Origin of the sequence: Lysinibacillus sp. NPDC097195 (genome assembly GCF_044762075.1) — a bacterium.
Lineage (GTDB): Bacteria > Bacillota > Bacilli > Bacillales_A > Planococcaceae > Lysinibacillus.
The window spans coordinates 1,787,000-1,806,638 of the sequence record NZ_JBIWDP010000001.1 but is presented as its reverse complement, the minus strand read 5'-3'; the positions used below and the strand labels follow the sequence as shown (position 1 = coordinate 1,806,638).

The 19,639-nt window shown below is 38.6% G+C and carries 18 protein-coding genes; 13 read left to right on the top strand and 5 right to left on the bottom strand.

Annotated features, from left to right (window positions below; all coding sequences use genetic code 11):
- Nucleotides 1-5: 5 nt before the first annotated feature.
- Nucleotides 6-1,562, top strand: a complete 1,557-nt coding sequence (locus ACIQXI_RS09320) for a flotillin lipid rafts scaffold protein FloT (RefSeq protein WP_402923774.1) — start codon at nucleotides 6-8, stop codon at nucleotides 1,560-1,562.
- A 176-nt stretch (nucleotides 1,563-1,738) separates the two neighbouring features.
- Here ACIQXI_RS09320 and ACIQXI_RS09315 read toward each other — a convergent pair whose 3' ends face one another.
- Together ACIQXI_RS09315 and ACIQXI_RS09310 are read right to left on the bottom strand one after the other, a co-directional pair.
- On the bottom strand, nucleotides 1,739-2,275 hold the full coding sequence (locus ACIQXI_RS09315; RefSeq protein WP_402923772.1) for a GNAT family N-acetyltransferase: 537 nt from the start codon (nucleotides 2,273-2,275) through the stop codon (nucleotides 1,739-1,741).
- 23 nt (nucleotides 2,276-2,298) lie between these two features.
- On the bottom strand, nucleotides 2,299-3,123 hold the full coding sequence (locus ACIQXI_RS09310; RefSeq protein ID WP_402923769.1) for a methyl-accepting chemotaxis protein: 825 nt from the start codon (nucleotides 3,121-3,123) through the stop codon (nucleotides 2,299-2,301).
- A gap of 270 nt (nucleotides 3,124-3,393) precedes the next feature.
- On the opposite strand from ACIQXI_RS09310, the gene ACIQXI_RS09305 reads away from it, so the two are divergent.
- From ACIQXI_RS09305 to ACIQXI_RS09290, 4 genes are all read left to right on the top strand, one after another.
- Nucleotides 3,394-4,599, top strand: a complete 1,206-nt coding sequence (locus tag ACIQXI_RS09305; RefSeq protein WP_402923766.1) for an MFS transporter — start codon at nucleotides 3,394-3,396, stop codon at nucleotides 4,597-4,599.
- Between the two features lie 284 nt (nucleotides 4,600-4,883).
- Nucleotides 4,884-5,540 carry a TetR/AcrR family transcriptional regulator gene (locus ACIQXI_RS09300; RefSeq protein WP_402923763.1) on the top strand — a complete coding sequence of 219 codons (657 nt, stop codon included), beginning with the start codon at nucleotides 4,884-4,886 and terminating at the stop codon, nucleotides 5,538-5,540.
- Nucleotides 5,541-5,642: 102 nt separating this feature from the next.
- Complete coding sequence (locus tag ACIQXI_RS09295; RefSeq protein WP_402923760.1) at nucleotides 5,643-7,961, top strand: ABC transporter permease; 2,319 nt, start codon at nucleotides 5,643-5,645, stop codon at nucleotides 7,959-7,961.
- A gap of 3 nt (nucleotides 7,962-7,964) precedes the next feature.
- Nucleotides 7,965-8,723, top strand: a complete 759-nt coding sequence (locus tag ACIQXI_RS09290) for an ABC transporter ATP-binding protein (protein ID WP_402923757.1) — start codon at nucleotides 7,965-7,967, stop codon at nucleotides 8,721-8,723.
- Between the two features lie 203 nt (nucleotides 8,724-8,926).
- On the opposite strand, the gene ACIQXI_RS09285 is transcribed toward ACIQXI_RS09290, so the two are convergent.
- The gene (locus tag ACIQXI_RS09285) at nucleotides 8,927-9,709 is read right to left on the bottom strand and encodes an enoyl-ACP reductase FabI (protein ID WP_402923754.1); all 783 of its coding nucleotides are present in this window, start codon (nucleotides 9,707-9,709) and stop codon (nucleotides 8,927-8,929) included.
- Nucleotides 9,710-9,895: 186 nt separating this feature from the next.
- Complete coding sequence (locus ACIQXI_RS09280) at nucleotides 9,896-10,144, bottom strand: ferredoxin (protein ID WP_173478432.1); 249 nt, start codon at nucleotides 10,142-10,144, stop codon at nucleotides 9,896-9,898.
- 105 nt (nucleotides 10,145-10,249) lie between these two features.
- On the opposite strand from ACIQXI_RS09280, the gene ACIQXI_RS09275 reads away from it, so the two are divergent.
- The 7 genes from ACIQXI_RS09275 (at nucleotide 10,250) to ACIQXI_RS09245 (ending at nucleotide 17,742) form a co-directional block, all read left to right on the top strand.
- Nucleotides 10,250-11,278 carry a YpbB family protein gene (locus ACIQXI_RS09275; protein ID WP_402923752.1) on the top strand — a complete coding sequence of 343 codons (1,029 nt, stop codon included), beginning with the start codon at nucleotides 10,250-10,252 and terminating at the stop codon, nucleotides 11,276-11,278.
- The gene (locus ACIQXI_RS09270; protein ID WP_402923750.1) at nucleotides 11,279-12,721 is read left to right on the top strand and encodes a RecQ family ATP-dependent DNA helicase; all 1,443 of its coding nucleotides are present in this window, start codon (nucleotides 11,279-11,281) and stop codon (nucleotides 12,719-12,721) included. It abuts the gene before it with no gap.
- 87 nt (nucleotides 12,722-12,808) lie between these two features.
- The gene (locus ACIQXI_RS09265) at nucleotides 12,809-13,528 is read left to right on the top strand and encodes a LysM peptidoglycan-binding domain-containing protein (RefSeq protein ID WP_402923747.1); all 720 of its coding nucleotides are present in this window, start codon (nucleotides 12,809-12,811) and stop codon (nucleotides 13,526-13,528) included.
- Between the two features lie 159 nt (nucleotides 13,529-13,687).
- On the top strand, nucleotides 13,688-14,443 hold the full coding sequence (locus tag ACIQXI_RS09260) for a metallophosphoesterase (RefSeq protein WP_402923744.1): 756 nt from the start codon (nucleotides 13,688-13,690) through the stop codon (nucleotides 14,441-14,443).
- Nucleotides 14,444-14,595: 152 nt separating this feature from the next.
- Nucleotides 14,596-15,558 carry a YpdA family putative bacillithiol disulfide reductase gene (locus ACIQXI_RS09255; RefSeq protein WP_402923741.1) on the top strand — a complete coding sequence of 321 codons (963 nt, stop codon included), beginning with the start codon at nucleotides 14,596-14,598 and terminating at the stop codon, nucleotides 15,556-15,558.
- 77 nt (nucleotides 15,559-15,635) lie between these two features.
- Nucleotides 15,636-16,196 (top strand): glycerol-3-phosphate acyltransferase, encoded by a 561-nt coding sequence (locus ACIQXI_RS09250; protein WP_402923739.1) that lies wholly within the window; start codon nucleotides 15,636-15,638, stop codon nucleotides 16,194-16,196.
- Between the two features lie 4 nt (nucleotides 16,197-16,200).
- Complete coding sequence (locus ACIQXI_RS09245; protein WP_402923736.1) at nucleotides 16,201-17,742, top strand: aminotransferase class V-fold PLP-dependent enzyme; 1,542 nt, start codon at nucleotides 16,201-16,203, stop codon at nucleotides 17,740-17,742.
- A 169-nt stretch (nucleotides 17,743-17,911) separates the two neighbouring features.
- Here ACIQXI_RS09245 and ACIQXI_RS09240 read toward each other — a convergent pair whose 3' ends face one another.
- Nucleotides 17,912-18,880, bottom strand: a complete 969-nt coding sequence (locus tag ACIQXI_RS09240) for an asparaginase (protein WP_402923733.1) — start codon at nucleotides 18,878-18,880, stop codon at nucleotides 17,912-17,914.
- 81 nt (nucleotides 18,881-18,961) lie between these two features.
- On the opposite strand from ACIQXI_RS09240, the gene prsW reads away from it, so the two are divergent.
- Nucleotides 18,962-19,636 (top strand): glutamic-type intramembrane protease PrsW, encoded by a 675-nt coding sequence (gene prsW / locus ACIQXI_RS09235; RefSeq protein WP_402923730.1) that lies wholly within the window; start codon nucleotides 18,962-18,964, stop codon nucleotides 19,634-19,636.
- Nucleotides 19,637-19,639 lie beyond the last annotated feature (3 nt).

The window sequence follows — 19,639 nt, the reverse complement described above, 5'->3', positions numbered from 1 at the left end:
CGAATATGTCATTGGAAATTTTAATTGTTTTAGGGATTGTAGCATTTATTTTAATCGCACTAGTGGCACTATATGTAACAAAATATAAAACAGCGGGTCCTGATGAGGCACTAATTGTAACAGGTAGCTATCTTGGCTCAAAAAATGTACATAAAGATGAGTCAGGAAATCGTATTAAAATTATTCGTGGTGGCGGTACGTTCGTCTTCCCGATATTCCAGCAAGCGCAACCATTAAGCTTATTATCAAGCAAACTAGAAGTAACAACACCTGAAGTTTATACAGAACAGGGCGTTCCAGTTATGGCAGATGGTACAGCGATTATTAAAATTGGTGGTTCTATTTCTGAAATCGCTACTGCTGCTGAGCAATTTTTAGGAAAGCAAAAGTCAGAACGTGAAGGGGAAGCGCGTGAAGTATTAGAAGGACATTTACGTTCGATTTTAGGATCGATGACGGTTGAGGAAATTTATAAAAATCGTGATAAATTCTCGCAGGAAGTACAGCGTGTCGCTTCACAAGATTTAGCGAAGATGGGTCTTGTGATTGTGTCCTTTACAATTAAAGACGTACGCGATAAAAATGGCTACCTTGATTCACTTGGTAAGCCAAGAATTGCTCAAGTTAAACGCGATGCGGATATTGCGACGGCTGATGCAGAAAAAGAAACACGTATTAAGCGCGCAGAAGCATCTAAAGAAGCGCAAAAAGCTGAGCTAGAACGTGCAACTGAAATTGCGGAAGCAGAAAAAGAAAATCAATTGAAAGTGGCGGAATTCCGTCGTGAACAGGATATCGCCAAAGCTCGTGCCGACCAAGCTTATGAATTAGAAACAGCACGTGCTAAACAGGAAGTAACAGAGCAAGAAATGCAAATTCGCATTATTGAGCGTCAAAAGCAAATTGAATTAGAAGAAAAAGAGATTTTACGTCGAGAGAAACAATATGACTCTGAGGTGAAAAAGAAAGCAGATGCTGATCGCTATGCAGTTGAGCAAAATGCTGAAGCGGAAAAAATGCGTGAATTGGCGCAGGCGGATGCGGAGAAATATCGTATTGAGTCGTTAGCAAAAGCAGAAGCAGAAAAGATTCGTTTAGACGGTATCGCAAAAGCGGATGCTGAACGTGCACAGGGTGAAACTGAAGCGGATATTATTCGTCTGCGTGGTCTTGCAGAAGCGGAAGCAAAACGTAAGATTGCTGAAGCCTTCGAGTACTATGGTCAAGCGGCTGTCCTTGATATGGTTGTACGTATGATGCCAGAGTATGCGAAAGAGCTTGCAAGTCCACTTGGCAATATTGATAAAATTACAGTTGTTGACACTGGTGGCGGAGAAGGTGGCAGTGGTGCCAATAAGGTCACATCGTATGCTACAAATTTAATGTCTACACTGCAAGAAACATTAAAAGAAACTTCAGGTATTGATGTGAAGGAATTAATTGAAAGCTATGCAGGTAAACATACATTGCGTCCTGAACTAGAGCGTATTGCCACGGAGTTAGTGAATAAGCAAGAGCCAGTTGCAAATGCCGAACAACTAAAAGAAACCGTTGAACAATAAATAGTAAAACAAAGCTACCTAATCATCAGAATTAGGTAGCTTTTTATCGCTTAGATTAACTTTTAATGGCGGTAGATTCACTAGTAGTGGCGCAAAGTAAGTTGCTAGTGACGATTAATCCACAATTTGTGGCGCAAAGTAAATTACCACTGTCTTAGCTTAGTAGATAACACCGCTTATTTCCATTCGCTTGCAAGCATGCCGTACAGGACGTGGTCCACGTAGTGGTCGTAAAGCCACTCTGCCGCGCGAATTGTTCCTTCGGTTTTAAAACCAAGTCGTTCAGGAATCGCACGACTCTTTGTATTGCCAGCTGCTGCGCGGATTTCAACTTTATTCAAATGTAGTTCGTCAAATGCATATTGTATCAATGCTTGTACGGTCTTTGTCATAATGCCGTAACCTTGCGCGTCTTTACCTAGCCAGTAGCCAATTGCTGCAATTTTATTGGCCTTATTAATCGTATTAAAACCTGCAATGCCTACAATTTTATCACGGAACAAAATAACAAGAGACAGGCTAGTCTTTGCTTCATAGCCCGCAATACAGCCTTCTATATAGCCTAATGTATCTGATAGTTCTTGTGTGAAATCTAACCACGGTAGCCATTCACGTAAATAGTCTCGCGAATTATCTGTTAGTGTAAAAACTGCCTCTGCATCTTCTAAAGTGATTGTGCGTAATGTTAATTCGGGGTTTATCGTAATTTGCATTTGGTACACTCCAATTTAATAGTTTATTTTAAAGCTTTATGCATAAAGCCCTTCATTTCTTGACTTAGCGTCGTTAGTTCTTCAATAATTTCACTAAAATCTTGTACAAGCTGTGCTTGTTCACTTGTAGCATCGTTGATTTGGCCCATATTTTGCTTTAAATTATCAAGATTGCGATTAATATTGCGCAGCGATGCTTCAATATTTTCCGTTGCACTTGAAGTTTCAAAAGAAAGTTTTCTCACTTCTTGCGCGACGATATTAAATCCAGCCCCATGCTGACCGGCACGTGCCGCTTCAATTGAGGCGTTTAAGCCAAGTAAATTCGTTTGTCGAGAAATACTCTTGATTAAATCTGTCACATCATTTGTTTTTTCCGAATCCTCAAGGGCATGGTGTGCTTGTTTATTAATTTCCTCACTCGTTGCAGCTAACTCCTCTGAATGAGAGGCGATGGTATGTACTTTATCTTGAAGGCTATTGATAATATTATCCATTGAATTCATATATTGTTCGAGTTTTAGCTCATTATCGATTGGAAGTCCAAAAGCTAGAGCGCCAATTACTTGACCATTTTCCCGAATTGGAAATGCAAAAGCATTGATCGCAATACCGTAGACATCCTCTGGAATAATGACATCTGCATTTTTTCCAGCAAAGGCGATGTAGACATTTTGATCATTAGCATTTACTTTTTGACCATTGACATAACCTGTGTCCACACGTTTGCCTGCTAAATATTTTACAACTGTTTCACTTTCTTTCTCAATAACAGCCACGATTGCTTCCTCTTTAAGTGCAAGGTGAATATAGTCTGCTGATAAGGCTAATGCTTCGATTATTTTCATGTAATCCCTCCGTAATGACTTTATCCATTTACTGTAACATACTAATGGCAGTTGCTAAATAGTAGAAACATTGAATTTACAGAAAGATGATATGTTTTCCATAGCAGTACCCTTCATTTTTACAATCTATAGAATTGTCAAATCATATTAGTAAAAACAAAAGAAAAGTTCATGCAGTTTGTCCAAATTTTGACGAACTGCCAGTGTTTTTTAAAGAATGTTGTATTAGAATAATAGTTAGAAGTGTCTTGTAAATGGAGGGAGATAGAAATGGACTATATTCAGAAGGGAACAAAGGCGTTTAACAAAGCAAATTGGGCATTATTTTTAGCAGGCTTTATAACGTTTGCGAACTTGTATGTATCGCAGCCATTGTTACCAACATTTGCTGAGGAATTTCATGTCTCGCCAGCAGTTGCGAGTTTGTCATTATCAGTCACAACATTGGCATTGTCGATTAGTATGATTATCGTTGGATCATTGTCAGAGGCATGGGGCAGAAAGTCGCTAATGACAATATCAATATTTGCTGCATCTGTTTTAACGCTTGCACTTGCTTTTTCACCGAACTTTGAAACGATTTTAGTATTGCGCGTTATTCAGGGGGTGGTGTTTGCAGGGTTACCAGCTATTGCAATGGCTTATTTAGGAGAGGAAATGGAGTCCTCTAGTTTAGGGATTGCAATGGGCTTATATATTAGTGGTAATTCTGTCGGTGGGCTTAGTGGCCGTGTTATTATTGGTACTTTGACTGACCTGTATAATTGGCAGGTTGGTATGATTGTTCTAGGTATCCTGAGTTTAATCATTAGTATGTTATTTATATGGATGCTGCCAAATTCCAAGCATTTTACACCACGACCGTTACAATTAAAACCATTAACAAAATCACTTATTCAACATTTAAAGGACCCATCGATGCTTTGCTTATTTGGCATAAGCTTTGTGTTAATGGGAAGCTTCGTGACACTATATAATTATATTGGCTTTAAATTAATGGCACCACCATACAATTTAAGTGCCACTATTGTTGGTTGGATATTCGTCATTTATTTAGTCGGAACATTTAGTTCAGCTTGGTTTGGCAGTTTAGCAGATCGTTTTGGACGCCAAAAAATGTTATTAATAGCGATTGCGATTATGCTAGCAGGGGCACTCATAACATTACAAAGTCTTCTTTTATTAAAAATAATAGGTATTACTGTTTTCACATTTGGCTTTTTTGCTGCCCACTCAATCGCCAGTGGCTGGGTAAGTAAACGGGCCACGCATGATAAAGCACAAGCATCATCTCTGTATTTATTTTTCTATTATTTTGGTTCCAGTGTTGGGGGAACGGTGGGAGGAATATTTTGGATGCACTTTGGCTGGCTAGGCGTGATTGCCATGATTACGGTCTTTATCATTATAGCTTGTGTGCTAACTTTTGTGTTAAAGGGCATCATCGCCAAACGACGCGTAGTAAGCGGTCACTAGGATGAAAGATTTTAATGCTTCGCTACAAAGATGGTTGAGATATTACTGATTATAAGAGTACTAACTGACTTAAGCGTAGGAAGTGACTCCTACTCATCATGCATAAAAGAAATAGGTATAGGCATCTTTGTTGCCCAAAGTGTTAGATTGACTACGGTTAATCTAACACTTTTTCTTTCTGTAAAAACATTATTTTACATAATTACTAGTTTAATATTGACAAAATGGAATATGATACCATAAAATATTTTATAGACAGACAGTCGGTCAGTAAGGGGGTAATCATGAGAAAAGAAGCGGAAGAGCGCCGAAACGAAATACTGGATGCAGCTGATGAGCTTTTCGGTCAACAAGGCTTTGATGGCACGAGTACAAATGAAATTCTTCAAAAAGTAGGGATTGCGCGGGGGACGCTGTATTACCACTTTAAGTCCAAAGAGGATATTATGGACGCCTTAATTGAGCGCTATTCAGAGCGTATTTTAAAAGCGGCGAAGGCAATTGCTGCGAATAAGCATATAGCGGTCTATGAGCGTATTATCGGTGTGGTCATGGCGTTGAATGTAAGTGATGATAGCGGCAAAGAAGTAATTGAACATATGCATAAGCCACAGAACGCTCTTATGCATCAGAAAATACAAAAAGTAATCGTCAACGAGGTGCCACCAATACTAACAGACATCATAAGAGAAGGTATTGAGCAACAATTATTTCATACACCGTATCCATATGAATGTATGGAAATGATTGTTGCCTATACCAATACGGTTTTTGATGATGCAATGGTCAATTTAACAGCTGAACAGTTTGCCCATCGCGTACAAGCTTTAATTTTTAATGTCGAGCGATTGTTAGGTGTTGAACGTGGAAGTCTTCAGCATATGATGAAGATGTTTGCGAATGAAAACGGAGATATGGAATTGAACAATAATCCACATTAGGGGGAAATCAAGGGATGCCGGTTTCTTTAATTTGCTGGATTGGTTTCTTGGCACAACAAAATGTAATGCCCAAATTAACATGTTCGAACATAGGGGTGACATATGTATTACAAAATAATTCGTAATGATCTTGCCAAAAGTAAATTAATTTCACTGACAACTATGATATTTGTGGCGGTAGCAGCTATGCTTATTGCCCTATCTGCTATACTCGTTGTCAATCTTACTAGTTCGCTCGATACTTTAATGAAACAGGCGAAAACACCGCATTTTATGCAGATGCATATAGGAGAGATTGATACGGCTAGGCTAAAAGCGTTTGTTGCTGAAAATAGTGATGTCGAAGATTTTCAAGTGCTTGAGTTTCTCAATATTGATGGTGCACAAATTACGATAGGTAATCGTTCGTTTGCCAATAATGTGCAGGATAATGGTTTTAGTATTCAAAGTGAAAAATTCGATTATCTTTTGGATCTTGACGGCAACATTATAAACGCTGCCAAAGGTGAGCTTTATGTTCCTTTACGTTATATGAAGGAAAATGACATTAAAGTCGGTGACAAGGCCGTCATCAGTGGAAAACAATTAACGGTTGCGGGGTTTTTACGAGATTCACAAATGAATTCCATGCTTTCCTCATCAAAACGATTTCTTATTAGTAAAGATGATTACGCAACCATTCAAAGCTTAGGTCGAACGGAATATTTAATTGAATTCAGATTAAAAGATTTATCATCGCTTGGCGCTTTTGAAACCGCCTATGCTACCGCAGGACTTGAAGCGAATGGGCCAACGATTACGTATCCTCTGTTTAAAATGCTTAATGCGTTGACCGATGGGTTGATGATTGCAATTATTCTGGTTGTTAGTCTATTAGTTGTTGCAATTGCTTTTATGTGTATACGGTTTACACTTCTAGCGAAAATCGAAGAGGACTATCGAGAAATTGGCGTTATGAAGGCAATTGGGTTACCCGTTTCAGATATAAAGAAAATTTATCTTGCTAAATACACAGTCATTGCAGCAATTGGGAGTGTAATCGGTTTTATTTTTTCTGTATTGTTTAAAGGGCTGCTTCTTGAAAATATAAGACTTTATATGGGAGAAAGCGGGGATCCTTATTTTGCGTTGCTGTTCGGGATTAGCGGCATCGTGCTAGTATTTATAGCAATGATAAGTTATGTAAATGGCGTATTGAAACGCTTTCGAAAAATTTCTGCTGTGGAAGCAATTCGCTTTGGCACATCCCAAGAACAAAATGTGAGCACAAAGAAGTTTTGCTTAAGCAGTAATCGTTTGCTTAATACTAATATTTTTCTTGGTATAAAGGATGTATTAGCAAGAAAAAGACTTTATACAACAATGCTAACGGTGCTTGTTATGTCAGCGTTTATTATTATAGTTCCACTTAACTTGTACACCACGATTTCCTCCAGTAACTTCATCAAGTATATGGGCATAGGCAACTCCGATATGCGAATAGACGTTCAGCAAGCCGAAAATATGGCTGAAAAAACGAAACAAATTTTAAATACTATAAACAATGATAGTAGTATTTCAAAGCATACTGTTCTGACAACCAAAACATTTAAAGCAAAAATGGAAGATGGCACAGAGCATAATATAAAAATTGAACTTGGAGACCATTCCGTATTTCCAATAAAATATTCAACTGGAAGAGCGCCCACTTCACAATACGAAATAGCACTATCAGTGTTAAATGCCGATGAGTTAACTAAAAAAGTAGGCGATAGCATGACACTTATAATTGCGGGGAAAGAACGGAATTTTACGATAAGCGGCATCTATTCTGATATCACAAACGGCGGAAAAACCGCAAAGGCTATGTTTACCGACCATTCTACAAATATCATGTGGAGCGTATTTTGCCTGGAATTTTCCGATAAAGCTTTAATGGAAGATCGAATGGCAGCGTATGCGAGCCATTTTCCTTATGCCAAAATTTCAGCCATAGATGATTACGTTATCCAAACATTTGGCTCAACAATAGATGCCGTGGGCAAGGCTTCTCGAACTGCCATAGCCGTTGCGCTGTTTACCGCTGTATTGGTCACGATGTTGTTTATGAAAATGCTAGTTGCGAAGGATAGATATGCTATTGCCGTGATGAAAGCATTAGGATTTACAAATGCGGATATTACGGTCCAGTATGCAGCTCGTTCTTTATTCGTTTTAATCATCAGCATTGTTATGGGTACACTGCTAGCGAACACACTTGGTAATTTGCTGGCAGGTGCGGTTATTTCATCTTTTGGCGCTTCATCGTTTACATTTGCGGTGAATCCGATTGCGGCTTACTTGCTTTGTCCGCTACTAATGGCATGCTCAGTACTACTAGCTACAATACTGAGTACTTCAGGCGCCGGGAAAATCAAAATATCCGACAATATAAAGGAGTAGTTTATGAAGAAAATAATTTTCGGAGACCACATTAGTAAAACTTTCGGCGAGGGACAGGAAAAGCATATAGTTTTAAAAGATGTGTCGGTTGAAATAAACGAAGGGGAATTTGTTGCGATTATGGGTCCATCAGGGTCTGGAAAATCGACACTAATGTATGCTTTAAGTGGAATGGACAGTATAGATGCTGGCACAGTGTTTTTTGAAGGAATGGATTTATCCGCACTCAGTGAACAAACACTTGCTGAATTAAGGCGAACAAAGATGGGATTTGTTTTTCAGCAACCAACGTTGCTAAAAAATTTAAATATATTGGATAATATTATTCTTCCTGCGATGCGCAATAACAAAACAAGCGTAGACAATATAAAGAAAAAGGCGCACGCCTTAATGGAAAAAGTAGGGATAAGTGCATTAGAAAAGAGAGATATTACACAGGTTTCTGGTGGACAGCTACAACGTGCAGGAATTTGCCGTGCTTTAATTAGCAATCCCCAAATACTTTTTGGTGATGAGCCGACAGGTGCACTTAACTCTAAATCAGCACAAGATATAATGGATATTCTCACGGAAATTAATGCACAAGGAACAGCGGTACTACTTGTCACGCATGATCCGCAGATTGCAGCGAGAACTAATCGTGTACTGTTTATGCGTGATGGGGAAATTGTGAATGACTTACACTTTAACCGATTTAATGACACAAATATAGATAGCAAAATAGATAAGCTGATGGTGGAAATGCGGAAAATCGGCATTTGATTGTAGAGGAGGGTTCCTATTAAGGAACTGGTTTGATGGTAGTGACATCTGAGGGAACAGCCAAAGGTAAGCCAAGTTGAGAATCACAAGATGGATAGAGCTTATCGTGCATAGAGCGGAAAGCACCACCATAGCTTACATCCATAACAAAAAAGTGTTAGATTGATTGTCGTCAATCTAACACTTTATCTCTATAAAAGCGATTAACCCATAATGTTGTAGCCGGCGTCGATGTAGATTGTTTCGCCTGTCACACCACGTGATAGGTGTGACAGCATAACAATTGTCATATCAGCTACTTCATCTTGTTGCACATTACGTTTTAATGGTGCTGTTTCTTCAATTTTGTGTAAAATCGTATTAAACGATGGAACACCTTTAGCTGCTAATGTACGAATAGCACCTGCAGAAATTGCATTAACACGGATATTGTCTTGTCCAATATCAGCCGCAAGGTAGCGCATTGAAGCTTCTAATGCGGCTTTGGCAACACCCATTACATTATAGCCATCAAGCACACGTTCTGCCCCTAAGTAACTCATTGTGACAATTGAGCCACCTTCTGTCATATATGGGTGTGCTGCTTTTGTCGTTGAAATTAAAGAATAAGCGCTTGTATCTTGCGCAAACGCATAACCATCACGCGTTGTTTCTAAAAAGCGATTGTGTAAATCTTCTGCATTAGCAAATGCTACTGAGTGGACGATACCGTGGATAACGCCAACTTTTGCTCCAATTGTATCAAAAGCAGCCTTTGTGCTTTCATCACTATTAACGTCGCATTGTACAACAAGTGCATCTGCTTGGCCATAGTTTTCAAGTTGCTTTTGTAATTTTTTTAATGAACGCTCCTGGCGATAAGTGAAAATAACATTAGCGCCTACATCGAATAAACGTTTTGCAATTCCCCAAGCAATACTGCGGTCGTTTGCAACGCCCATTACGACAATGTTTTTATCTTTTAATTGTAATAAATTATCCATCATTTATAAGAACCCCTTTACGAAATAATATCTGTTATTAGTACCAACTACTAAAATCTTATCATACATAAATTGTCGTTGCAATAACAAGATGAAAAAGAGACTTATGCTCATTAGGCCTTGCTGTTAAAAAGGGCATGCAAAAAGGCATCCTAATGAAGGATGCCTTTATGTAGTAATGGTATATTACTATTCAAATTTTAAAGAATCGCCATCAAAAGGTTCTTCTGCCACTTTAATTGAATCAGTTGGGCAACCTTCAAAAGCGTCTTGCATGTCTTCTAGTAGATCTTCTGGAACTTCAGCAGTTCCCATGTTATCATCTAAAATAACGAAGGCAATTCCTTCATCATCATAATCATAAATATCGGGGGCTGCGGCTCCGCATGCGCCACAAGCGATGCATGTATCTTTATCAACAATTGTGTATTTAGCCATTTCTTTCTCTCCTTTTACGATGGTCCTACAAAGCTTCATACTCATTTTAAAGATGTTTAACTGACATTTCAACCTAATACTATTAAATTGGAGGAATTTGCTTCAATGTTTTATCAAATTTTATTGCAAATCTTTCAAAAACTAAATAATGAACGAACAGTTTCAGCGGCGTATCACATCCTTAGAGGCAAGCGCTCAGGCCAGACAATTCAAGATGTTGGACTATTTCAGTTACATAACTATTTTGGATTACTGCCAAAACTCCCTCGTGCGACATTTGACGAAGCGGTGTCTACTTTTTTGCAATATAGTTGGTTAAATATGCAGGAATCAGGTCACTATTCCATGAAAAAGCTAGGTTTGCAACGAGCAGAGCAAACAGCTACTTATTTATTTGACGGCTGGCATTATCGCGGAAACGAGCATATCTTTTTTGCTCGACTATCTCTAATTGTACAAAGTTTGTCTTATCAAAAAGAAGGAATTCGCTCATTTTCACCTATTAATAAAGATGTACAAGTGCAGTCATGGGTACGTACTTTTTTACAAGAACAGCAGTATCAAACGGGGCAATTGCAACAACAATTATTTGATGAATGTCTGCGTGCATTAACTGCTATACCAATAGCAGATGCGAATAAACAACTCTTCCTTTATCGCCTAAGCGGTCATAGTTTACCAGGTTGGACGTGGCAACAACTTTCGGGTGAACGCAAGGAAATGGTACTGGATAGTCAATTAGCATTTATTGAATTATTACATACACTACTGAATGAAGTATATGCAACAGAAGACTATCCGTTACTTAGCAAAATAGCAGCTGAACTGCGTGTGAAGGCATTGCTGACAGATTCTGCCCAGCAAACCGCCTATTTATATGAACAAGGTTATTCTGTTGAGCAAATTGTGCAAATAAGAAGATTGAAACAAAGTACGATTGAAGATCATTTAGTTGAATTAGCGATGAATGAACCGAACTTTTCGATTGGTCCATTCGTCTCATATGAGGAAGCGGAAAAAGTTTGGCAGGCATCCAAGCAATACCAAACAAAGAAATTAAAGGCGTTGCATGATGTAGTAAATGAACTAAGCTATTTCCAGCTCAGACTTGTCCTCGCGAAAGGAGAAGTATAGATGGAATTAGAGCAAACATTAGTAAAGCATTTCGGCTATACAACATTTCGACCAGGTCAAAAAGAAGTAATTGAAGCCATTCTTAAAGGGCAAGATGTCATTGCATTATTGCCAACTGGCATGGGCAAATCGCTGTGCTATCAATTGCCAGCATATGTATTGCAAAAGCCCGTGTTGATCGTATCGCCATTATTATCTTTAATGCAAGATCAGGTAGAACAATTAAAACGAATGGGTGAAAAAAGAGTCATAGCGTTAAACTCATTTTTAGCAACACATGAAAAACGTTATGCCCTTCATTATCTCGAGCAATATCGCTTTATATTTACGTCACCGGAAATGCTTTTGCAACAACAGGTGCAGGAGAAGTTGGCGAAAATGGCGCTTGGTCTAATCGTAGTCGATGAAGCACATTGTATTTCGCAGTGGGGATTTGATTTTCGTCCAGACTATTTACGTATTGGTGACTGGTTTTTACAAAACAATCGTCCCCCAGTATTAGCGCTATCTGCCACTGCAACGCAAAAAGTTGTGAAGGATATTCAAACGACGCTATCGCTCAATGCTCCATTTGAATTTATGTATAATGTCGATCGTCCTAATATTCACCTCGGGCGTGTAGTGTTTGAGGATAGGGCGGATAAAGCAGGATGGATAATTGATCATGTCAAGAAAACAGCTGGACCAGGTATTTTATATATGTCATCTCGCAAGCGTGCAGAGCAATATGGTGAAATATTTATGCAAGCAGGTATACGTGCTGCTACTTATCATGCTGGTTATAGTGCAGATGATCGTCAATTTATTCAGCAGCAATTCATTGATGGAGAGTTAGATTGGATTGTAGCGACTAATGCTTTTGGTATGGGCATTAATAAAGCAGATATCCGCCAAGTAATTCATGAAACAATGCCAGCGAATGTCGCCAATTATATGCAAGAAATCGGTCGCGCAGGTCGTGATGGTGAGCCAGCACTAGCAATATTACTTTATAGTGATGGTGACGACGAACTTGCGAAATTTGTTGTAACAGGTGATTTGCCGTCAGCAAGTCATGTCGATCGCTATCAAGAGCTTTTATTGCAGCATGTAGAGCCAGTACAAATGTTAAAAAATGGTGAGCTAAGTGAAACCGCCTTTCGGGTGCTAGATTACTGGTATCATCAGGAGTCTGTTGAACAAGTGAAAGCGCGTCTTAATTATTTTGCACTTGAAAAATATCAAGCGGTTGATGAAATGTTAAAAATTACTCAGACAAAAGGCTGTATTCGTGAACAGCTTGTCGGGTATTTTGGGCAAAAATTGCAAAAAAAACCTGAAAACTGTTGTGAAAATTGTGGAATCGATTATGATGAAATCAATATAGTACGCGCTCAGGAAGTGAAGAAGGTAGAAATGGTTGCATGGCAAAGTCGATTAAAACAGCTTTTATTAAGCGATTAGACAAAACTTACGGTCATTTACTTTTTTCGCAAAATTCGTCATAATAGAATGATAGAAGAATGCGTAGCAAGGTTGGAGGAAAGTCGAATGAGTAAAGAAGACTATCGTGATAAAATCGAAGAACATCGCCAGTCATTTGAAGAAGAACAACAAGAACAGCAAAATCTATCTAGAGTTTCTAGAATGAATAAAAATGGAAGCAATAACAAAAAGCCGAAAAAGACAAAACAACGTAAATTTCCTTTAATGACAATACTTTTTGTTGCATTTATCTTGATTCCATTAACTATATTAATTTATTTTGTGCAATTCTATGATCCTGGTAAAACGATTGAAGAAGCTGAAAAGGATACATTGGATTCTGTTGTAGAAATTGATAAGACTGGCAGTAAAGCAGAAGCGTCCACATCATCTGACAAAGACAAAGATGATAAAGCAAATGAACAAGCTAAAGAGCAGGCACAAAAAGATGCTGAAAAGTTAGCAGCGCAACAAAAGGCTGCTGAAGAAGCGAAGAAAGCGGAAGAGGCAAAAAAAGCCGAACAAGCGAAAATAGCACAGCAGCAGGCAGAAGCGGCGAAGAAAGCTGAAGAAGCAAAAAAAGCCGAAGAAGCACGTAAAGCTGAACAGGCAAAACAAAACGCTGCTAATGCCAAAACACATACAGTGAAATCAAATGAAAATTTATATCGTATTGCATTAAAGTACTACGGTGATGGTAGTGAAGCGACGTTAGCGAAAATTCGAGCTGCGAACGGCATGCCTAATGATACAGTATTTGTTGGGCAAGTCATTAAACTACCATAGAAAAAACAGTGTCATTCTTTGGCAATGCTGGTTTTCTAGTATAAAATAAAGGACAAACGCCAACACCAAGATAAGGTTGAGGTAAACGTCTGATGAGCAAAAAGGCGATTCTACTGCAAAATGAATCGCCTTTTTGCTGTCATAAGGAGAAGTGAGGGTATGCTATATATTGGACTATTACTATTAATAGTTATCGCCTTCCTACTCTATATGTGGAAGGTTGCACACGAAAATAATGTCGTGCATCATCAATTATCACTGAAAGGTGAACAAGAAAAGCTACGGCTGTTTTTTATTTCTGATACGCATTTACGGAAAATAAATCGCCAAATGATTGAAAGACTAACAGGGACATTTGATGCGGTGATTATCGGTGGAGATTTTGCTGATGGTCGCACGCCGATACAACGTATTCATGATAATCTTGATTTATTAACGCCATTAGGCCCTACTTATTTTGTTTGGGGAAATAATGATAGAGAAGTAGGGGAAGAGAGACTTCGCAATATTTTGCAACAACATGGGGTTACAATTATCGCGAATGATGCTGTACTGTTGCCAAATAAGAATCGTTTTTGGCTCAATGCGATTGAGGATACTTCGACGATGAAATATAGTTTTGATGCGGCTTTTGAAAAAATAGATGAGGATGATTTCGTCGTTTTTATTTCACATAATCCAGGTGTTTTTGCCAGAGTTCGGGCAAAATTTAGAGCGGATTTAATGATCGGTGGACATCTGCACGGAGGGCAAATAAGAGTAGGTCCATATGGTGTTCATCCACTTGGTTCATATCGCGAACGTGATGGAGTGATGACACTTGTGAGTAACGGCTATGGCACAACACTATTGCCATTACGTTTAGGTGCGAAACCTGAATGCCATATAATTGACATTGAAATTTCGGGTAAATAAACAACCAAAAATGTTTAGAAGGCGTATAATGGATACGAAAGTTTTTTTAAAATGCAACTGTAGCCTTTTGTTACAGGAAGGATAATAGTTTGCATGGAAAGCGTAGCATCTGTGTTTAATGCGCAGACGTTAATTGATAGGAGTGTCAAACAATGCAACAAGTTGATGCAATTATTGTTGGAGGAGGCCCTTGTGGTTTAGCTGCAGCAATATCTTTACAAAATATTGGTTTACGACCAATCGTTATTGAAAAAGGCAATATCGTCAATGCCATTTACAATTATCCGACACATCAAACTTTTTTTAGTACGAGTGAACGTTTAGCGATTGGTGATGTTCCATTCATCATTGAGGGGCGCAAACCAAAACGAAATCAAGCACTAGTTTATTATCGCGAGGTTGTGCGCTTGAAAAATATTCAAGTTAACCGTTTTGAAAAAGTTGGTAGTGTTGTGAAAAATGGTGAAAAGTTTACGGTAACGACAGATAAAGATGTTTATGAAACATCCTATGTTGTCATTGCGACAGGCTATTATGATCATCCAAACTATATGGATATTCCAGGTGAGGCATTACCGAAAGTGCACCATTACTTTAAAGAAGGGCATGAATTTTTTGATACGGATGTTCTTGTAATTGGTGGGAAAAATTCAGCTGTCGATGCAGCATTAGAGTTAAACAAGGCTGGCGCTCGTGTCACAGTTGTTTACCGGGGTAGTGACTATTCTCCAAGTGTTAAGCCATGGGTGTTACCTGAATTTGATGGCCTTGTGCGAAACGGAGAAGTCACAATGCATTTTAAAACAAATGTGATGGAAATTCGAGAGCATGAAGTGGTCTTGAATATTGATGGTCGTGAAGAAGTAATAAAAAATGACTTTGTTTTTGCTATGACAGGCTATCATCCAGATCATTCCTTTATTCGAGCGATGGGTGTGACAATTGACGAGGAATCAGGTCGACCATATTGTCATCCTGAAACAATGGAAACCAATGTAGCAGGGCTATTTATTGCTGGAGTTATCGCAGCTGGAAACAATGCCAATGAAATTTTTATTGAAAATGGACGCTACCATGGTGAGTGTATCGCACAAGCCATAGCAGAAAGACTATAACGACAAGAAGCTGTATAGGCGTGATTGCTTATACAGCTTTTTTTACAATGGGCAATGAAAAGGTGGGGAAACATGACATGACTTGGTTATATTGGCTCGTTAGTTATAGTATTGGAAACTTTTTAACGGCTTTTTTCGTTGGAAAAGTATATGGTGTTAATTTACAGAAGGAAAGAAGTAAAAACTTAGGTGCACGCAATGCAGGTAGTGTTCTAGGGAAGGCTGCATTTATGTGGACATTTTTAGGGGATTCTTTAAAAGGTGTTGTCGTTGTGTTACTGGGAAGTTTTTGGCATATGGAACAATGGGCAATAATTGTAGCTGGTTGTTGTGTTATTGTCGGGCATTTGTATCCAATATGGCTGAAATTTAAAGGTGGTAAAGGCGTGGCAACGTTTATTGGCGTAGGGCTTACATTATCACCAGCTTTATTTTCCATGATGATTGTCGGTACAGCCATTGTATTGCTTATTACACGAAGTCTGACGCTTGGCATGTTAGGTGGCTTTGTGTTTTACATAGAAGCCGTGGTACTAACAGGTCAGTTACCGCTATACATACCGATGTTCATAGTAATCATTTGTATGCTAATAAAGCATGCATCCAATATAAAGGAGTCATTAAGATTAAGGGGGTGAATGTATGTACTGGTGTAAAATCGCACAGACAGATGCAGAATTTGATGCCATTGCGCAGCTAAATTATGCAACGTTTGTTGAAGAAATTCCGCAACATGAACCAAATGAACTGAAAAGGAAAGTCGACCGTTTTCATCAGGAAAATACCTATTTAGTTGTTTATAAAGAAACGGAGCTTATTGGCATGCTAGCTTTCCGAGACAAGCGACCGTTTTCGATTGATGAAAAGATAGGAGAAGTGGAACAGTACTTACCAACAGAGATATGTTCAAAGCTTTGTGAGGTTCGCTTGCTGGCTGTGAAAATACCGTATCGAACAGGGCGTGTTCTATTAAGAATAACACAGGCGTTAAATGCGTTTGCTTATGAAAAAGGCTACTCTGCTGCTGTTATATCAGGTACTACACGAGAAGAAAAGTTGTATAAGCAAATGGGCTTTAAGCAATTTGCACCTGCAGTCGGTACAGCAGAAGCTATGTTTTTGCCAATGGTATTAACGAGACAACAATTTGAACAATCTTTGCAACAAAAACTTGCACATGACAGTTATACATTTTATCCAGGGCCAGTCAAACAACAAGGACCTATTTTGTATTCTGCCATGTCGCACCGATCTCACGCATTTCAATCGCTTTATAAACAAATGCGCTACAAGCTTTTAGAGCTATCCAATGCAAAGCATATTGCTACATTTGTAGGTACAGGGACATTGGCAAATGAGGTGATGCTAGGGCAACTCAAGGCACAGCGTGCGGGATATGGACTGATTTTAACAAATGGTGAGTTTGGGGAACGGTTATACAAGCAGGCTGAGCGTTGGTCCTTGGATTTTGATATTGTGAAGCAAGAGTGGGCAAGCGCATTTGACTTGCAATCAGTCGAGACTTTATTACAAACAGGCTCCTATCAATGGTTATTATTAGTACACGGGGAAACATCAACAGGAACATGTAATAATTTAGCAAGTATTGCGCGGTTGACAAAGCGCTATAATATCAAGCTTTGCGTAGATTGTATTAGCACTTTCGGGGCAATGCCATTTTCATTAGCCGATTGTTTCTTAGCGACAGCAGTAAGTGGAAAAGCATTAGGTGCACTTAGCGGATTGGCCTTTGTATTTTCGCAACAACAGGTAGCATCTTCTACTTCATTACCCGCATATTTGGATTTAGGTAATTATCAGCAAGGTGAAATTCCTTATACATTACCAGCATCACTCGTAGGGAATGTGGCACATGCTCTTCAAGCCTATCCAGCTCGCTATAGCGAACTGCAGCAACGTTTCCAAGCGCTATTACAGTTACCAATCATGGACAATCGTATAGAAACGACAACCTATCCAATGATTGTTACTATACAATGTGCCAAGAGACTCTCAAATATATCGACCGATTTAAAATTAAACGGTTTATATGTCCATGGCGATAGTGAATATTTAAGGCAACGACATTTCATTCAGCTATCAGTCATTCAACCTGATTTTGATAAAGCGTTCAGTCGCTTACATGATTTGTTAACATACTATTTACAAACTGTAGATGAATAAAAGGTAATAGATTTTTTAGGCTGTTACTTTACTGGCGATTTGAGCCGTTTTGGTGGCGGTTTAACTTTATTTAATGGCGTTACACGTTGATTTAGTGGCGATTTACGTTACCATAACAATAAACCTCCAATTGTTAGCTTCTGTCTAACAATTGGAGGCATTCCTATTCTTATAAGAAAAATTCCTTTAAGTCCAGTGGATTTCCTACTTTGTTTAGCCCAATTAGTAACTTTAAGCGCGCTTTTTGACCATTGATACCTGTCGCAAAAATAGTACCTAAGTCTTCTAGCATTTTTCCTCCGCCAACGTAGCCATATACACCTTCTGCTATACCATTGAAGCAGCGAGAAACGAGTACAACAGGTATTCCTCGTTCCAATAAACTTTCAATGCCCTTTACAACTGTAGGTGGTACATTGCCTTGTCCGAGCCCTTCGAGGACAACGCCATCATATTGACAAGCAAGAACAACATCGAGTAAATCTACTTCCATCCCTGCATATACTTTCAACATCGCTACTCGTTTCTCTAAGCCTTGTACGTCTACATATTGGCGGTGAAGAGGGGCGTGGTGAAATAAAATACGCGATTTTGTAATAAGTCCAATTGGCCCGTATTGAGGCGATTGGAATGTATTGACGGAACTCGTGCTTGTTTTTGTCGTGTTAACAGCTAGATGGACCTCGTCGTTCATTACAACAAGCACACCTTTGTCACGTGCTTCCTTATCAACCGCTACTCGCACGGCCTCCACTAGATTATAGACACCATCTGCACCAAGTTCATTGGAGGAACGCATTGCGCCTGTCAGGACAATAGGGATAGATAAATTGGTTGTTAATTCTAGAAAATATGCCGTTTCTTCTAACGTATCGGTTCCGTGTGTAATGACAACACCGTCGAAATGCTCGGTTGAAGTTTTTTCCATAATTAAATTACGTAAATGAAGCATTTCTTTCGGCGTAATATGTGGTGAAGGCAGGTTAAATGCCTCCACTTCTTGAATCTCTGCAAGCGAGTCAAGTTTTTTACTCTCTTTTATAAGTGGATTTTCCTTGTTTGGCATCACTGCACCTTCATCACTCATTGCCATTGAAATAGTTCCACCTGTATGAATTAATAAAATTGTTTTTCTCATAAAAATAAATCTCCTTTTAAAATTTTTTTTGTCATTACATGGTATAATGATTGTAGTCTATTGTTGAAAGGAGCCGGCAACATGATCATTCTTTTATCAGCTGCCATTGCTCCCGGTCTAGCGCTTTTTAGTTACTTCTATTTGCGCAATCAAATGGCAACGGAGCCAAGAAAAACTTTACTGCAAACGTTTTTATATGGCGCTTTTTTAACATTCCCTATTTTGTTCTTACAATATGTATTAACAGAGGAAGGGGTTTTTCGATATCTTTATATGCAAGATGTCCTTTTTTCTAGTGTTATTGAAGAGTTTTTTAAATGGTTTGTTTTGTTAATAGCTCTATACAATCACGTGGAATTTGATGATCCTTATGATGGCATATTGTACGGTGCAAGTATATCTTTAGGATTTGCAACGATTGAAAATGTCTTATATTTATTTTCTTTTGGTTTGAATACTGCATTTATGCGCGCATTATTACCTGTCTCTAGTCATGCTTTATTTGGTGTTGTAATGGGTTATTATTATGGACGTGCGAAATTTTCAAAGCATGCCAAGACGAAAGAAATGATTGCAATGGCATTTTGTGCACCGGTTGTATTACACATTTTATACAATACAATATTATCATTTAAAGGCCATTGGGTATATTTAATGATACCGTTTATGCTATTTTTATGGTGGTTTGGCTTGCGTAAAGTGAAGCTTGCGCATTATCATCTTGTCCAACATTTGCATATGCATAAAAAAATATAAAAG

Excerpts from the sequence above, each read along its gene's own strand:
- ACIQXI_RS09320 (WP_402923774.1), top strand. The coding sequence starts at position 6 with ATGTCATTGGAAATTTTAATTGTTTTAGGGATTGTAGCATTTATTTTA.
- ACIQXI_RS09250 (WP_402923739.1), top strand. The coding sequence starts at position 15,636 with ATGACTTGGTTATATTGGCTCGTTAGTTATAGTATTGGAAACTTTTTA.
- ACIQXI_RS09270 (WP_402923750.1), top strand. The coding sequence starts at position 11,279 with ATGGAATTAGAGCAAACATTAGTAAAGCATTTCGGCTATACAACATTT.
- ACIQXI_RS09280 (WP_173478432.1), bottom strand. The coding sequence starts at position 10,144 with ATGGCTAAATACACAATTGTTGATAAAGATACATGCATCGCTTGTGGC.
- ACIQXI_RS09260 (WP_402923744.1), top strand. The coding sequence starts at position 13,688 with ATGCTATATATTGGACTATTACTATTAATAGTTATCGCCTTCCTACTC.
- prsW (WP_402923730.1), top strand. The coding sequence starts at position 18,962 with ATGATCATTCTTTTATCAGCTGCCATTGCTCCCGGTCTAGCGCTTTTT.
- ACIQXI_RS09290 (WP_402923757.1), top strand. The coding sequence starts at position 7,965 with ATGAAGAAAATAATTTTCGGAGACCACATTAGTAAAACTTTCGGCGAG.
- ACIQXI_RS09275 (WP_402923752.1), top strand. The coding sequence starts at position 10,250 with ATGTTTTATCAAATTTTATTGCAAATCTTTCAAAAACTAAATAATGAA.
- ACIQXI_RS09245 (WP_402923736.1), top strand. The coding sequence starts at position 16,201 with ATGTACTGGTGTAAAATCGCACAGACAGATGCAGAATTTGATGCCATT.
- ACIQXI_RS09255 (WP_402923741.1), top strand. The coding sequence starts at position 14,596 with ATGCAACAAGTTGATGCAATTATTGTTGGAGGAGGCCCTTGTGGTTTA.
- ACIQXI_RS09295 (WP_402923760.1), top strand. The coding sequence starts at position 5,643 with ATGTATTACAAAATAATTCGTAATGATCTTGCCAAAAGTAAATTAATT.
- ACIQXI_RS09240 (WP_402923733.1), bottom strand. The coding sequence starts at position 18,880 with ATGAGAAAAACAATTTTATTAATTCATACAGGTGGAACTATTTCAATG.
- ACIQXI_RS09300 (WP_402923763.1), top strand. The coding sequence starts at position 4,884 with ATGAGAAAAGAAGCGGAAGAGCGCCGAAACGAAATACTGGATGCAGCT.
- ACIQXI_RS09305 (WP_402923766.1), top strand. The coding sequence starts at position 3,394 with ATGGACTATATTCAGAAGGGAACAAAGGCGTTTAACAAAGCAAATTGG.
- ACIQXI_RS09310 (WP_402923769.1), bottom strand. The coding sequence starts at position 3,123 with ATGAAAATAATCGAAGCATTAGCCTTATCAGCAGACTATATTCACCTT.
- ACIQXI_RS09265 (WP_402923747.1), top strand. The coding sequence starts at position 12,809 with ATGAGTAAAGAAGACTATCGTGATAAAATCGAAGAACATCGCCAGTCA.
- ACIQXI_RS09285 (WP_402923754.1), bottom strand. The coding sequence starts at position 9,709 with ATGATGGATAATTTATTACAATTAAAAGATAAAAACATTGTCGTAATG.
- ACIQXI_RS09315 (WP_402923772.1), bottom strand. The coding sequence starts at position 2,275 with ATGCAAATTACGATAAACCCCGAATTAACATTACGCACAATCACTTTA.